The sequence below is a fragment of the Mesorhizobium erdmanii genome, assembly GCF_013170725.1.
Lineage (GTDB): Bacteria > Pseudomonadota > Alphaproteobacteria > Rhizobiales > Rhizobiaceae > Mesorhizobium > Mesorhizobium erdmanii.
Genome location: NZ_CP033361.1, coordinates 4,970,584 through 4,985,287 on the forward strand (window position 1 = coordinate 4,970,584; position 14,704 = coordinate 4,985,287).

General features: G+C 63.1%; 10 protein-coding genes. 2 read left to right on the plus strand and 8 right to left on the minus strand.

Features of this window, described 5'->3' with window-relative positions:
* Positions 1–13 precede the first annotated feature (13 nt).
* The 3 genes from EB233_RS24290 to EB233_RS24300 form a co-directional block, all read right to left on the minus strand.
* Entirely contained in the window at positions 14–1,138 is a 1,125-nt protein-coding gene (locus EB233_RS24290; RefSeq protein WP_064991859.1) for an ABC transporter permease, read from the minus strand.
* Between the two features lie 9 nt (positions 1,139–1,147).
* Positions 1,148–2,071, minus strand: a complete 924-nt coding sequence (locus EB233_RS24295; RefSeq protein ID WP_064991860.1) for an ABC transporter permease subunit — start codon at positions 2,069–2,071, stop codon at positions 1,148–1,150.
* A gap of 162 nt (positions 2,072–2,233) precedes the next feature.
* A complete protein-coding gene (locus EB233_RS24300) occupies positions 2,234–3,826 on the minus strand; it encodes a peptide ABC transporter substrate-binding protein (protein ID WP_064991861.1) in 1,593 nt (530 codons plus the stop codon).
* A 282-nt stretch (positions 3,827–4,108) separates the two neighbouring features.
* On the opposite strand from EB233_RS24300, the gene EB233_RS24305 reads away from it, so the two are divergent.
* Together EB233_RS24305 and EB233_RS24310 are read left to right on the plus strand one after the other, a co-directional pair.
* The gene (locus EB233_RS24305) at positions 4,109–4,555 is read left to right on the plus strand and encodes a TadE/TadG family type IV pilus assembly protein (RefSeq protein ID WP_081294312.1); all 447 of its coding nucleotides are present in this window, start codon (positions 4,109–4,111) and stop codon (positions 4,553–4,555) included.
* Positions 4,556–6,325, plus strand: a complete 1,770-nt coding sequence (locus EB233_RS24310; RefSeq protein WP_064991862.1) for a Tad domain-containing protein — start codon at positions 4,556–4,558, stop codon at positions 6,323–6,325.
* A gap of 51 nt (positions 6,326–6,376) precedes the next feature.
* Here EB233_RS24310 and bglA read toward each other — a convergent pair whose 3' ends face one another.
* The 5 genes from bglA to glgC all read right to left on the minus strand — a co-directional run bounded on the left by bglA (position 6,377) and on the right by glgC (position 14,699).
* Complete coding sequence (bglA, locus tag EB233_RS24315; RefSeq protein ID WP_064991863.1) at positions 6,377–8,011, minus strand: beta-galactosidase BglA; 1,635 nt, start codon at positions 8,009–8,011, stop codon at positions 6,377–6,379.
* Positions 8,011–10,005: a glycogen debranching protein GlgX gene (glgX, locus tag EB233_RS24320; RefSeq protein WP_064991864.1), complete on the minus strand. Its 1,995-nt coding sequence runs from the start codon at positions 10,003–10,005 to the stop codon at positions 8,011–8,013. The genes bglA and glgX overlap by 1 nt, the downstream gene beginning before the upstream one ends.
* Positions 10,006–10,285: 280 nt before the next feature.
* Positions 10,286–11,914, minus strand: a complete 1,629-nt coding sequence (locus EB233_RS24325; RefSeq protein WP_064991865.1) for an alpha-D-glucose phosphate-specific phosphoglucomutase — start codon at positions 11,912–11,914, stop codon at positions 10,286–10,288.
* 3 nt (positions 11,915–11,917) lie between these two features.
* Positions 11,918–13,363: a glycogen synthase GlgA gene (gene glgA, locus EB233_RS24330; RefSeq protein ID WP_064991866.1), complete on the minus strand. Its 1,446-nt coding sequence runs from the start codon at positions 13,361–13,363 to the stop codon at positions 11,918–11,920.
* 70 nt (positions 13,364–13,433) lie between these two features.
* A complete protein-coding gene (gene glgC, locus EB233_RS24335; protein ID WP_064991867.1) occupies positions 13,434–14,699 on the minus strand; it encodes a glucose-1-phosphate adenylyltransferase in 1,266 nt (421 codons plus the stop codon).
* Positions 14,700–14,704 lie beyond the last annotated feature (5 nt).

Sequence of the window (14,704 nt, forward strand, 5' to 3'; positions counted from 1 at the left end):
TCGATCCCCATCTTTATCGATCTCTTGGATCAAGCGCGTCGCGCAGGCCGTCGCCGACGAAATTCAGGGCGAACAGCGTCGACACGAGGAAGAAAGCAGGGAACAGAAGCAGCCAGTTGGCGGTGCCGATGTTCTTGGCGCCGACCGAGATCAGCACGCCCCAGCTGGTCATCGGCTCCTGCACGCCGAGGCCGAGGAACGACAGGAAACTTTCCAGGATGATGACCTGCGGCACCAGCAGCGTCATATAGATCACCACCGGGCCGAGCAGGTTGGGGATGACGTGGCGAAGCAGAATGCCGCGCTGGCCGACGCCCATGGCTTCCGCCGCCTGGACATATTCCTGGCGGCGGATCGACAGCGCCTGGCCGCGCACGATGCGCGCCATGTCGAGCCACAGCACCGCGCCCACGGCCAGGAACATCAACACGAAGTTGCGGCCGAAGAACACCACCAGCATGATGACGAAGAAGATGAACGGCAAGGAATAGAGCACGTCGACGATGCGCATCATCACCTCGTCGACCTTGCCGCCGGAAAAGCCGGCGGCAGCGCCATAGATCACCCCGATCACCACCGCCACGACACCGGCGAGCAGGCCAATGGCAAGCGAGATCCGCCCGGCCATCAGAGTGCGCGAGAGGAGATCGCGGCCGGTGTTGTCGGTGCCGAAGAGGAAATATTGCTGCTTGACCGATGTGCTCATCGTCACCTCGAGCCCGTCGGGTGATTTGCTCTCGATCTTGGTCTCGTCAAAGGCATCGGAACGGTCGAGGTAGCGGATGTTGCGATCGTCGATCGGTTTGGTTGAAGTGACCGTGACCGTGACGCGGCTGCCTTCCTGATGCCACTCCTTGAGGTCGACCCGCATGCGCTTGATGGCGTCCGTGAGCGCGCCTTGGATCATGTCGGGCTTAGGATAGGCCGACAGGCTTGGCGGCATGCGGACATAGTCGGCATAGATGGTGGTGTATTGATGCGGCACGAACCAAGGCCCGAACACGCTAATCACCGCGACAAAGGCGAGGTAGTAAAGGCTGAACATGGCGGCGCGGTTGGCCTTGAGACGCGCCCAGGCATCGCCCCAGAGCGAGCGGCCAACGATGGCAGGAGCCGCGGCGGCTGTGATGTCAGTCATAGCGCACCCTCAATCATAGCGAACTCTGGGGTCGACGACCGCGTACATGACGTCGACGATCAGGTTGAAGACGATGGTGAAGATGGCGATCACCACCACCGTCCCCATCACGAGCGTGTAGTCGCGGTTGAGCGCGGCATCGACGAAATAGCGGCCGACGCCTGGAATGGAGAAAATCGTCTCGACGATGACGGAACCGGTCAAGAGGGCCGCCGCCGCAGGGCCGGTGAACGAGACGATCGGCAGGATGGCGCCGCGCAGCGCGTGCTTGACCACCACCGACCAGTCTGCAAGGCCGAGCGCGCGCGCCGTCCGGATATGATGGGAGCGTAAGCTCTCGATCATCGAGCCGCGCATGAGACGGGCAACGATGGCTATCTGCGGCAAGGCAAGCGTCAGCACCGGGCCAACCTTGTTGATGAAGGCGCCATCGCCCCAGCCGCCGATCGGCAGCAGCTTCCAGGTCAGCCCGAACAGGAGCTGGATCACCGGCGCGATGACGAAGGTCGGGATGGTGCTGCCCGCCGTCGCCAGTGCAATCACCGTATAGTCGCCAAGCTTGTTCTGGTTGAGCGCGGCAATGGTGCCGAGCACTGAACCGATCAGCAGCGCCAGGATCAGCGCCGAGGCACCGAGCTGGACGGAAATGGGCAGGCCCTTGGCGAACAGTTCGGTGACCGTAAAGTCCGGCATGTTGTAGCTCGGGCCGAAATTGCCGCGCAGGAGATTGCCGAGATAGTGGACATATTGCAGCCAGAGTGGATCATTGAGACCGAACTGGGCCTCAAGGTTGGCCTTGATCTCGGGGCTCAGCCCCCGCTCCTGGTTGAATGGGCCGCCTGGCGCGACGCGCATCAGGAAGAACGCCATCGTCACGATGACGAACAGCGTCGGGATGGCGGTCAAAAGCCGCCGGAATACGTATCGCAGCATCGGTGCCCCGCTTGATCCGGAGCACGCCCGTCCAGTTGGACCGACACGCTCCAGCCTTCAAATCTTCGCACCGGATTTTCCGAAAATCGATTGCGCTTCCCGGCCGATGCGATGGCAAACCAGCGCCGCCGCGCACTCGGTGCGCGGCGGCTTGGCCAGGGATCAGTCCTTGCTGACGAAACGCGACGGATGGATGTCCATCACGTTGTCGACGAAGCCATGCAGCTTCGAGGAAACGATGTCGTGGTAGCTGTAGTAGAGAAGCGGGATCTGGCCGACATCGTCGATGAGGATGCGCTCGGCCTCGGAAAGGTCCTTCATGCGCTCTTCAGGCTTACCGCCGGCGGCGGCAGCCTTGTCCATGGCCGCTTCGTATGCGGGGCTGTTGTAGTTCGAATAGTTGTTGCCGCTGGCCTTGCGCGTGATGCCGAGGAAAGTTTCCGGATCCTTGTAGTCGGCAATCCAGGCGGCACGCGCCACGTCATAATCGCCCTTCTGCTCGAGGAAGGAGTAGTGGGTCTTGGTGTCGGTGTTGAGCAGCGTGACGTCGACGCCAAGCGGCTTCAATTGTTCCTGGATCGCCACTGCCGTGTTCTTGTGGTTTTCCGAAGTGTTGTAGCGGATCTCCATCTTCAGCGGATGTTCGGGCGTATAACCAAGCTTCTCGAGGATTTTCTTGGCGGCGTCCTCGCGGTCTATCTGCGGCATGTCGGCATATTTGGCCATTGCCGGTGTGTAGCCCTCGATGCCGGGAGGCACCATGGAATAGCCGGGCAGCATCGAGTTCTGCCAGACCTTTTCGGCGATGAAGTCGCGGTCGATCGCCATCGAGATGGCGGTGCGCAGTTCGGGGTTGTTCCACGGCGCCTTGTCGGTCTTGATCGCGTAATAATAGGTGCCGAGATACGGGCCGACGTGGATCTGGTCGCCGAACTTGGTCTTGAGGTCGGCGAGCTGCTCGGTCGGCAGATCGTCATAGCTGTCGAGTTCGCCCGCCTCGAAGCGCTTCATCGCCGACGAACGGTCTTCGGTCGGGATGTAGTTGACGACGTCGAACTTTACGGTCGCGGCGTCCCAGAATTTCGGGTTCTTGACCAGTTTCATGTGGTCGTTGGGAACCCATTCGGCCAGCGTATAGGCGCCGTTCGAAACAAGTTTGCCGGGTTTGATCCAGTCGGCGCCGAGCTTTTCGATCGAAGCCTTGCTGACCGGATACGTCGCCTGGTGGGTCAGCATCTCCAGGAAGTAGGGCGTCGGCGCCTTCAGCGTCACCTCCAGGGTGCTGGCGTCGATTGCCTTGACACCCATGTCCTCGGGCTTGCCCTTCTTTGTGTTTACGTCTTCCGCACCCTTCACCGGGTAGAGCATCGAGGCGTATTCGGCGCCAGTCGCAGGATCCTCCAGGCGATGGAAGGCATAGACGAAGTCGTCCGCGGTCACCGGGCTGCCATCCGACCACATGCCGTCCTTGCGCAGCTTGAAGGTGTAGACGGTGCCGTCATCCGATACCGTCCAGCTTTCGGCGGCGCCCGGAATGAGGTTGGCCTTCTCATCCTGCATGACAAGGCCCTGGAACAGGTCGCGCAGCACATTGGCCTCATAAACCGTCGAGGTCTTGTGCGGGTCGACCGATTCCGATTCGGCGGCGGTGCCTCTGTTGTAGACGCTCTCGGCAAAAGCCGGCGTGTAGAATGCGCCGGCGGCTACGGCCATGGTGGTGGCGAATACCGTCGCCTTCAGCATGTTTTTCAGCATGAAGTTCTCCCTGTCGGCACTGCCATCGGCGCGCCTTCGAGTGTTGACGCCCCGGAACCGATGCCTGGTTCCTTTGAGCGCGCCGCCGGTTCCCTCCGGCAGCTGGTGGCAGGAGACTAGACAGGAGGTAAGCTCTTTTCAACCGAGTACTGATTGACCCTAAGTCAATCCCTACAGTTGAAGAAGCAACGGCTAAATTAGAGCGACATTTCAACTGCACACATCCTCAGGTTGCGCCTGGGGTTTTCGCTTTCTGCATGCGAACTTTGGCATGCTGGCAGCATGGTTCAGAACCTCACTTCCAGGGTCCGAAGGCGCGCTTTCCGAACAGACAATTCGGGAACCTCGGCGGTCGAATTCGCTCTGCTATCGCCGATCTTCATCCTTCTTCTGCTCGGAATGGTTGCATACGGCATCTATTTTGGTGCTGCCAGCTCGATCCAGCAGATCGCGGCCGACGCCGCCCGCACAGCGATCGCCGGGCTGAACCAGAGCGAGCGGCAGACACTTGTGGCCAGCTACCTCACCAACAACGCCAGCGGATACCCCTTCGTGGATGCCACCAAACTGACCTACCAGGCCAATGACAGCGTGGCCGATGGAAGCCAGTTCGTGGTGTCCATCTCATACGATGCGCGCAACCTGCCGATCTGGAATCTCTTCCCGGGCATAGCGATGCCGGGGACCACGATCACGCGCCAGTCAACGATCAGGGTCGGAGGTATCTGAATGTCGCCGCGCGTGCGAACGGAGGTCGGCCGGATTGCCCGGCGCCTGCTGGCTGACAAGAAGGCGAACTTCGCCGTCATGACGGCCCTTATCGCACCGGTCGCGCTGGCGCTGGCCGCGGTGGCCATCGACGAGGCCTCCATCTACACCGAGCGCCGGCAAGCCCAGGCGATGGTCGATCTGGCGGCGATCACCGCCGCGTCGAACATGACCAATGTCAACACAGCGGTCGTCACCACGCTCACCGACAACGGCATGCCAGGTGTCGTCGTTCAAGCCTCGGGCCAGACCATTGCCCCGGCCGTCGGGAAAACGGTGGTGACGGTCACGCAAGGCCGCTATGCCTCAACGACCACCAATGTCACGCAGCGCTTCCAGGCGGGCGTGACACCTTACAATGCGGTGCGTGTCACATTGGCGAAAATCCCCGCCCGCTATTTTGCCAGCTCGCTCATCCCCACTCCGGTCATCGGCACCCAAGCCACCGCCAGCATGACGCCGCAGGCGACATTCTCGGTCGGGTCGAGACTGCTCAGCGTCAATGGCGGCATCCTCAACGCTTTGCTGAGCGGGCTTCTCGGCGGCAACATCTCGCTCAGCGTCATGGACTATAACGGGCTGATCTCGGCCGATGTCAGCGCGCTTTCCTTCATCAGCGCGCTGGCCACACAGCTGAACATCACGGCCGGCACCTATTCGGACGTGCTGGCCTCGAAGGCGACCGTCGGCCAGATCGCCACCGCCATGGCAAACGTGCCTGGCCTCGGCAACACGGCCAAGGTCGCCCTGCAGACCATCGCCTCCAAGTCGACCAGCACGGTCAAGATTCCGCTCAGCAGTCTTATCGACCTTGGTTCCGTCGGCAGCCTGGGCATCGGGCAACAGCCGGCCGGCCTCGGCGTTGACGCAAGCGCCATGGGAATGCTGACCGCCGCCGCGGTGCTCGCGAACGGCACCAACCAGGCCGCCGTCGATCTCGGCGCCACCATTCCGGGATTGCTGTCCACCAAGCTCAACATCGCCATTGGCGAGCCGGCGCAATCCTCGCCTTGGCTGGCGGTCGACGGCATCGGCACCACCGTGCGGACCGCCCAGACGCGCATCAAGCTGACCGCATCGGTGGGCATCGGCACGCCCGGCCTCAGCGGCGGCATCAGCCTGCTCGCCGTCAATCTTCCGCTCAATGTGGAAGTCGCCTATGCGGAAGCCAAGCTGACCGACATCACCTGCCCCACAGGGCCATCCAGCATCAGCGTTTCCATCGCCGCGCACCCCGGTATTGCCCAGCTCAACCTGGCCAACAGCAACAATCCCTCCGGCTTCGCCGATTTCAGCCAACCGCAGACCTTCACCGACGCGGATATCGCCGATGTCAGCCTCCATCTGCTGCTGGTCAACATCCCATTGATCCAGGTCATGGGATCGGCGGCAACCGCAATCACCAACAACAGCCCACAAACCCTGACCTTCAGCGCGACCGATATCGCCAACAAAACGGTCAAGACCGTTTCAACGCGCAACATCTCGCAGTCGCTCACCACGTCGCTGGTCAACAACCTGTCGCTCTCGGTCAATGTGCTTGGTCTTGGCATCGATCTGACCGCCCTGCTTGGAACGGTCAAGCCGGCGGTGGTGACGCTGCTCAACACCGTAACGGCGCCCGTCGACGACTTGCTCTACAATGTGCTGTCCGCGCTGGGTGTCGGGGTCGGCCAGGCCGACGTACGCGTCACCGGAGCGACCTGCGGTCGGGCGGTGCTGGTTCAGTAGGGTTTTCGTGGCCAAGCGGGTCGCCTGGCCAAGGCGCGGTCGAACGGCCAGTCAGTCGAGCCGGCCAAGGAAGCAACCGAGAGCCGGCAGCGGAAGCGCTTCCTCCTCGCCGGTAGCGGCGCCAGCAAGGACAGCAGCGACAGCGCCAATATCCGGTGGCAAGGCCCAATTCGCCGGCTCTCCGGCGAAATTGAAGACACAGAGCAGTCTCTGCCCACCGCCTTCGCGGATGAAGGCAAGCACGTCGCCCTCGGCGTCGAGAAAGCGGATCGAACCGCTGACCAGTGCCGGATGGCGCCTGCGCAAGGCGAGCGTCGAGCGGTAGGCGGACAGCACCGATTGCTCATCGCCGTTCTGCGCATCGGCGGCGCGGGCGCGGTGGCTGGCCGGGACCGGTAGCCAGGGCTTGCCCGTCGAGAAACCCGCATTGTCGGCGCCGATCTCCCAGGCCATCGGCGTGCGGCAACCATCCCTGCCCTTCACGCCGGGCCAGAAGCGGATGCCGACCGGATCGCGCAGATCCTCATAGGCAAGCTCCGCCTCCTCCAAGCCCAGTTCCTCACCCTGATAGAGGCAGATCGAGCCGCGCAGGCAAGCGAGCAGCATGATCGAGAATTTAGCGACCGCGTCGGTTGCGCCGTCCGGCCGCGTCCAGCGGCTGACATGGCGCACCACGTCATGATTGGAGAACGCCCAGCAGACCCAACCGTCGGCGACGGCATGTTCGAAGGCCTCGACACAGCCGCGCACGTGTGCCGCCGAAAATTGCGAACCGAGCAGGTCGAACGTGTAGCACATCTGCAGCTTGTCGCCGCCGGAGGTATAGGCGGCCAGCGTCTGCAGCGAGCGCCCCTCGTCGCCGATTTCTCCGACGGCGGCGCGGTCCTCATACTCGTCGAGCAGCGCCCGGAAACGCCTGAGGAAAGCGAGGTTTTCAGGCTGCGTCTTGTCGAACAGATGCTCCTGATAGAGGTAGGTGTTGGTCTCGCCATTGGTGCCGGCGACGCTCGACGCCAAGGGCGGATTGCTGCGCAGCCAGCGGTCGTGGAAATAGTAGTTGACGGTGTCGAGCCGGAAACCGTCGACGCCACGCTCGAGCCAGAAGCGCACCGTGTCCAGCAGCGCATCCTGGACCTCCGGATTGTGGAAATTCAGGTCAGGCTGCGATGCGAGGAAGTTGTGCATGTAATATTGCCGGCGGGTCGAATCCCACTCCCAGGAAGGACCACCGAAGACGGACAGCCAGTTGTTGGGCGCGTTGCCGTCAGGCTTCGTATCGGCCCAGACGTACCAGTCGGCCTTGGGATTGTCGCGGCTGGCGCGGCTTTCGACGAACCATTCATGCTTGTCGGATGAGTGCGACAGCACCTGGTCGATGACGATTTTCAGGCCCAGCCGGTGCGCCTCTGCTACCAGCGCGTCGAAGTCTTCAAGCGAACCGAACATCGGATCGACGTCGCGATAGTCCGATACGTCATAGCCCATGTCGGCCATCGGCGACTTGAAGAAGGGCGACAGCCAGACGGCATCGACGCCAAGCGAGGCGATGTGGGCAAGCCTTGCCGTTATGCCCTTGAGATCGCCACTGCCATCGCCGGTCGTGTCCTGGAAGGAGCGCGGATAGACCTGATAGATGACGCAGCCGCGCCACCATTCGGCCTTCTGCCCGGTGTTGTCGTCGGCCATCACGAACCCTTCCCGGCGCGAGCCCTTCCAGACTGGCGCTCGATCATGAAGCTCACGCTGCGCCCTGGCAGAGGCCGCGTCAGGTCGACCGTCTGCGTGGCGATCGCGGGACACCATTCAAAGCCTTCGCGCACCGGCAAAGTGAAGATGGACTGGCGGCGGTCGCCATTGATCATGACAGCCAGCCGGCCATCCGCCCGGCTCAGGACCATGACAAGGCGATGCCTGGCAGGGTCGTTCCAATCGGCTTCGGACAGTGCCACACCCGCCTCGGTCAACCAGGCAACGTCGGGAATTCCGGACGTGTCGACTGGTTCGCCGGTCAGGAACCGCGTGTCCGATAACATGGGCATCGCACGGCGAACATCGGCGAGCGCCGAGGCATATTGCTCCAGCGCCTTGTCGCGCCCCGCCCAATCGAGCCAGGTAATCGCATTGTCCTGCGCATAGGCGTTGTTGTTGCCTTGCTGGCTGCGGCCGAACTCGTCGCCCGCAGTCAGCATGATGGTGCCGCGCGACGCAAATAAGGTGGCCAGCAGCGCCCGCTGGTCGTTGACGCGCGCCTTGGCGATTGCAGCGTCGTCCGTCTCGCCCTCGGCGCCATTGTTCCACGACAGGTTCTCGTTGTGGCCATCGCGGTTCTGCTCGCCATTGGCCGCGTTGTGCTTGTGCTCATAGGCGACGATGTCGGCCAGCGTCATGCCGTCATGGGCGGCGATGAAATTGACCGTGCGGCTGGCCGGCTGAGCGGCCTTGCCAAAAATATCGGACGAGCCGGCAAGCCGCGTCGCCAAGGCCCCAACCGCATTGGCATCGCCACGCCAGAACCGTCTGGCATCGTCGCGATAGCGGTCGTTCCATTCGAGGAAGCGCGCCGGGAAGTTGCCGAGCTGATAGCCGTCAGGACCGATATCCCAGGGTTCGGCGACCAGCACGCGATCGGTAAGCACAGGATCGCCGGCGATCGCCGCGAGCAAGGGCGCCGCGGGATCGAACGCGCCGTCAACGCGGCCCAGCACCGGCGCGAGGTCGAAGCGAAAACCGTCGACGCCGGCATGGCGGACAAAATGGCGGAGCGTGTCGAGCACCATGTCCCGCACCACCGGATGATCGCAGGCGACGGTGTTGCCGGTCCCGGTGTCATTGACCAGCCTGCCATCCGGCTGGTGCCGGTAGTAGGCCTGATTGTCGAGCCCGCGCAGCGACAGCGTTGGTCCCAGCCTGTCACTTTCGCCCGTGTGGTTGAAGACGAGATCGAGAATGGTGCCGATGCCGGCCTGGCGCAGGGCCGCTACCGTATCGCGCAATTCCGTCAATCCGCCTGGCGCCAGGCGTGGGTCGACCGCCATGAAGGTCACGGGATTGTAGCCCCAGGCGTTGCTCAAGCCCAGCGGCGGTAGATGCCGCTCGTCGATTGACGCGGTCACCGGCATCAGTTCGACGGCCGAGACGCCGAGGCGCTTGAGGTGATCGATGATTGCTGGGTGGGCCAGTGCGGCGATGGTGCCGCGCTGGGCTTCCGGCACATCAGGGTGGAGCTTGGTGAAGGCGCGAACCGGCACCTCGTAGATCAGTCCGCCCGGGCGAAACAGCGGCGGCAGCACCGGCACAGTGGGCAAGGCCGTCGCCACGGTCTTGGGCATCAGCGAGGCGGTGTCGGCGCCTTCGTTGCGCCTCGCGGCGAGCCGCCAGTGATAGGCGTAGGGCCGGTCGACTTGGATGGCGTAGGGATCGCTCAGCAGCTTGTCGGGATCGAACCAGAACCCGCGCTCGGGCGCATAGTCACCGTCGGCACGAAAGCCATACCGCGTGCCCGCCGAAAGGCCGGAGACAAAGAGCGCATGCACCCCCTCGCCTTCCGGCTTCAGCTCCATCCGGTCGAGTTCGCGGTTTCCCTCCCCATCGAAGACCGAGACCCAGAGGCGGCGAGCCGACGAGGACCATGCGGCAAAGCGGATGCCTTCGGGGGTGATGGTGGCACCGAGGCGAGTCATGGGCGCCGGCCCTGAAACGCGGTGCGAACGCGAGAGGTTAGCCGGGGCCTGCCCCACTTCGTCATCCTAGGGCGAAGCAGGAGCGAAGCTCCGTCGCGGAGACCCTGGGATCCATGCCGTGACCTCGAACGAAGGGCGCAGCGGAGCCGAATTCTGCACCGTGGCAACGCCTTGATGTCACGGCATGGATCCCTTGGGCTGCGGAGCAGCTCCAGAGGTCTGCGCCGCGTCGCTACGCTCCTTGCTCCGCCAGTGGATGACGAAACGATGGTCGCCACCCTCAAGTAATCACGCTCGGCTTGTTGCGGCCGGTGTGGCTCTTGATCCCGGCAATGTCGTCGGCGGCGGCGATGAGATCGGCGAGTGCCGCCTGTGTGTCGAGATCGTGCCTGGCCTTGTCCGGCTCGTAGCGCTCGATGTAGACCCGCAGCGTCGCGCCCGACGTGCCAGTGCCGGAGAGCCGGAAGACGACGCGAGAACCGCCTTCGAACAGGATCCTGATGCCTTGGTGCTCGCTGGTCGAGCCGTCGACCGGGTCGTGATAGGCGAAGTCATCGGCATTGGCGATCTTGAGGCCGTTCACGCTGGTGCCGGGCAGCGAACCGAGCTTGGCCCTGAGTTCGTCGACCAGCGCATTGGCACGCTCGCTCTCGACCTCCTCATAATCGTGGCGCGAATAGTAGTTGCGCCCGTAAGTCGCCCAGTGCTCGGTGACGACCTGCTTGCAGCTTTCGCCGCGCGCGGCGAGGATGTTCAGCCACAACAGCACGGCCCACAAGCCGTCCTTCTCGCGCACGTGGTTGGACCCGGTGCCGGCGCTCTCCTCGCCGCAAATCGTCGCCATGCCGGCATCGAGCAGATTGCCGAAGAACTTCCAGCCGGTCGGCGTCTCATAGATGCCGATGCCAAGCTTTTCGGCGACGCGGTCGGCCGCGCCGCTGGTCGGCATAGAGCGCGCGATGCCCTTCAGCCCGTCCTTGTAGCCAGGCGCCAGGCGGGCATTGGCGGCGAGCATCGCCACCGAATCCGACGGAGTGACGAAAATGCCCTTGCCGATGATCAGATTGCGGTCGCCGTCGCCATCGGAAGCGGCACCGAAATCCGGCGCATCCGGCCCCATCATCTCGTCGTAGAGATGCTTGGCATGGACGAGGTTCGGATCCGGATGATGGCCGCCGAAATCCGGCAGCGGCTTGAAGTTGCGGCAAGTGCCATTCGGCGCGCCAAGCCGGTTTTCGAGGATTTCCTTGGCGTAGGGGCCGGTCACCGCGTGCATGGCATCGAAGCGCATGCGGAAGCCCGATTTGAACAGTTTGCGCAGCGCGTCGAAATCGAACAGGCTCTCCATCAGCTCGGCATAATCGGTGACCGGATCGATGATCTCGACGGTCATGCCGGCGGCCTTGACGGTGCCGATCGTGTCGATGTCGATCGGATCGATGTCCGATGTCTTGAAGCTCGAAATCGCCTTGGTCTTGGCGAAGATCGCGTCGGTCAGCTTTTCCGGCGCCGGGCCGCCATTGCCGGCATTGTACTTGATACCAAAATCCTCGTGCGGGCCGCCCGGATTGTGGCTGGCCGACAGGATGATGCCGCCGAAGGTCTTGTATTTACGGATGACATGCGAGGCGGCCGGCGTCGACAGGATGCCGCCCTGCCCGACCATCACCTTGCCGAAGCCGTTCGCGGCGGCCATGGCGATGGCCTTCTGGATGACCTCGCGGTTGTAGAAGCGGCCGTCGCCGCCGATCACCAGCGTCTTGCCCTTGTAGCCGTCCAGCGCATCGAAGATCGACTGGATGAAGTTCTCGGCATAGTGCTCCTGCTGGAACACAGGAACCTTCTTGCGCAGGCCCGACGTGCCGGGCTTCTGGTCGGCATAGGGTTTGGTGGGAACGGTTCGTATCATGCTTCAGGCGACCCTTTTCGAAAGCAGCAGGCGATAGAGTTCAACGTATTTTTCGGCGCTTCGATCCCACGATACATCCGTCTTCATCCCCTGGCGCTGGATGGTTTCGAAAGCCGCGGGATTGGCGTGAGCGTCGACCAGGCGGGCAATGGCGTGCAGCATCGCACCGCCATTGTTGGGAGCGAACTGGAACCCTGTCGCCACGCCGGCCGCCATCGCCGCTTCGTTGGCGTCGATGATGGTGTCGGCGAGGCCGCCGGTGCGGGCGACCACCGGCACGCAGCCGTAGCGCAGGCCGTAAAGCTGCGTCAGTCCGCAAGGTTCGAAGCGCGACGGGATGATGATGGCGTCGCAGCCGCCCTGCATGGTGTGCGACAGCCCCTCGTCGTAGCCGACGACCACGCCGATGCGGCCACGGTGGCGCGCGGCGGCGGCGAGTAGCGCGCCTTCGAGGCCGGCGTCTCCCGAACCCAGTATGGCCAGCCGCGCTCCGGTCGCGACGACACCGTCGATCACCGTCGCCAAAATATCCATGCCCTTCTGCCAGGTCAGCCGACTGATGACGCAGACGATCGGGCTGTCGTCGCGATCGAGGCCGAAACGTTCCTCCACGGCGGCCCTGTTGGGCGCCCGAGCCTCGAGCGTGGCGGCCGTATAATTCGACACCAGATGCTTGTCGGTTTGCGGATCCCAGATGGCGGTGTCGATACCGTTGACGATGCCATGGAGATCGCTGGAGCGCATGTTGATCAGGCCGTCGAGGCCCATGCCGAATTCAGGCGAGCGGATCTCCTGCGCATAGGTCGGGCTGACCGTGGTAATCGCCCAGGCGGCCTGCAGGCCGGCCTTTAGGAAGCCGACGCCGCCATAATATTCAACGCCGTCAAGCGCCATCGCCACCGCCGGCAGGCCGAGTTCGCCGAAGATGCCGGCACCGAACTGGCCCTGGAAGGCGAGATTGTGGACGGTCATCATCGACGGGACGCCGACCGCCTTGCCGTAGCGCATATAGGCCAGCGTCATCGCCGACTGCCAGTCATGGGCGTGGACGATGTCAGGCTGATAGCCGGAGATGGCGCCGCCGGCGATATCGCCACCAACCTGGCTCAGCGCCGCGAAGCGCCGCCAATTGTCCGGCCAGTCCGCCCCCGAAGCATTGCCGTAGGGGCCGCCCGGGCGGTCGAACAGATGCGGCGCGTCGAGCACGAACAGGTCGAGCCCGGCAATGCGCACGGCGTGGACAGAGGCCTTGCCGCCCTGCAGCAGCGGATATTGGTAGACGGCTTTCTTTTTCTTGAAAGCATCCATCACCACGGGAAAGCCTGGAATGAGCGTGCGCATGGTCACGCCCTTGGCCGCGAGCGCGATGGGCAGCGCGCCGGTCACGTCGGCAAGCCCGCCGGTCTTGATCAGCGGAAAGATCTCGGGCGTGACCGACAGAACCTGCATGCGTCTATCCCGATCCTGTTCTGAGCAATTCCCGTGAGAAAACCGTTCTCACACTTTTCCTGGAATTGCTCTAGAGCCCGAGTTTGTTGATCATGTCCTGTGTGACCAGACAGATGCCTTTTTCCGAAACGCGGAAGCGCTTGGCGTCTAGCTCGGGATCCTCGCCGACCACCAGCCCCTCCGGTATCCTTACACCGTGGTCGATGACGACGCGCTTCAACTTTGCATTCCGGCCGACATGAACGTCGGGCAGCATGACGACTTCTTCCAGCGTCGAATAGGAATTGATGCGCGCGCCGGTGAAGATCAGGCTCTTCTTGAGCGAAGCGCCCGAGACGATGCAATCGCCCGAGACCAGCGAGGAAACGGCCGAACCGCGGCGACCATCCTCGTCATGGACGAATTTTGCCGGCGGCTTCAACTCGGCATAGGTCCAGATCGGCCAGTCGCGGTCGTAGAGGTCGAGTTCCGGCGTCACGTCGGTCAGGTCGATATTGGCCTCCCAATAGGCGTCGACCGTACCGACGTCGCGCCAGTAGGCTTCATTTTCCATCGTCGAGCGCACGCAGGACTTGGTGAAGCGGTGCGCGATCGCCTTACCATGCTGGACGATATAGGGGATGATGTCCTTGCCGAAATCGCGGCTCGAGCCCGGCTCGGCGGCGTCGCGGCGCAATTGCTCCATCAGGAACTTGGTCTTGAAGACGTAAATGCCCATCGAGGCCAAGGCGAAGTCAGGGTTACCCGGAATACCGGGCGGATCGGCCGGCTTTTCGACGAAGGCGATGATGTTGTCCTTGGCATCGACATGCATGACGCCGAAGCCTGTCGCCTCCATGCGCGGCACTTCGAGACAGCCGACGGTGACATCGGCGCCGGCGTCGACATGCTGGCGCAGCATCAGCTCATAGTCCATCTTGTAGATGTGGTCGCCGGCGAGGATGACCATGTATTCCGGGCCATAGGCCTCGATGATGTCGATGTTCTGGTAGACAGCGTCGGCGGTACCTTCATACCATTGCGTTTCCGAGACGCGCTGGCTGGCCGGCAGGATGTCGAAACTCTCGTTTCGTTCGGGCCGCAGGAAGTTCCAGCCGCGCTGGAGGTGGCGGATCAGCGAGTGCGCCTTGTACTGGGTGGCGACACCGAGACGGCGGATGCCGGAGTTGAGAGCGTTGGAGAGCGCGAAGTCGATGATGCGCGTCTTGCCGCCGAAATAGACCGCCGGCTTGGCGCGACGGTCAGTGAGTTCCTTGAGGCGGCTGCCACGGCCGCCTGCCAGTACGTAGGCCATGGCATCGCGCGCCAGCGGCTGGGTCCGTTTCAAGTCTGCCATTTCTA

Bases quoted from the DNA above. Each gene is read 5' to 3' on its own strand.
- EB233_RS24290 (WP_064991859.1), bottom strand. From the start codon at position 1,138: ATGACTGACATCACAGCCGCCGCGGCTCCTGCCATCGTTGGCCGCTCG.
- EB233_RS24295 (WP_064991860.1), bottom strand. From the start codon at position 2,071: ATGCTGCGATACGTATTCCGGCGGCTTTTGACCGCCATCCCGACGCTG.
- EB233_RS24300 (WP_064991861.1), bottom strand. From the start codon at position 3,826: ATGCTGAAAAACATGCTGAAGGCGACGGTATTCGCCACCACCATGGCC.
- EB233_RS24305 (WP_081294312.1), top strand. From the start codon at position 4,109: ATGGTTCAGAACCTCACTTCCAGGGTCCGAAGGCGCGCTTTCCGAACA.
- EB233_RS24310 (WP_064991862.1), top strand. From the start codon at position 4,556: ATGTCGCCGCGCGTGCGAACGGAGGTCGGCCGGATTGCCCGGCGCCTG.
- bglA (WP_064991863.1), bottom strand. From the start codon at position 8,011: ATGGCCGACGACAACACCGGGCAGAAGGCCGAATGGTGGCGCGGCTGC.
- glgX (WP_064991864.1), bottom strand. From the start codon at position 10,005: ATGACTCGCCTCGGTGCCACCATCACCCCCGAAGGCATCCGCTTTGCC.
- EB233_RS24325 (WP_064991865.1), bottom strand. From the start codon at position 11,914: ATGATACGAACCGTTCCCACCAAACCCTATGCCGACCAGAAGCCCGGC.
- glgA (WP_064991866.1), bottom strand. From the start codon at position 13,363: ATGCAGGTTCTGTCGGTCACGCCCGAGATCTTTCCGCTGATCAAGACC.
- glgC (WP_064991867.1), bottom strand. From the start codon at position 14,699: ATGGCAGACTTGAAACGGACCCAGCCGCTGGCGCGCGATGCCATGGCC.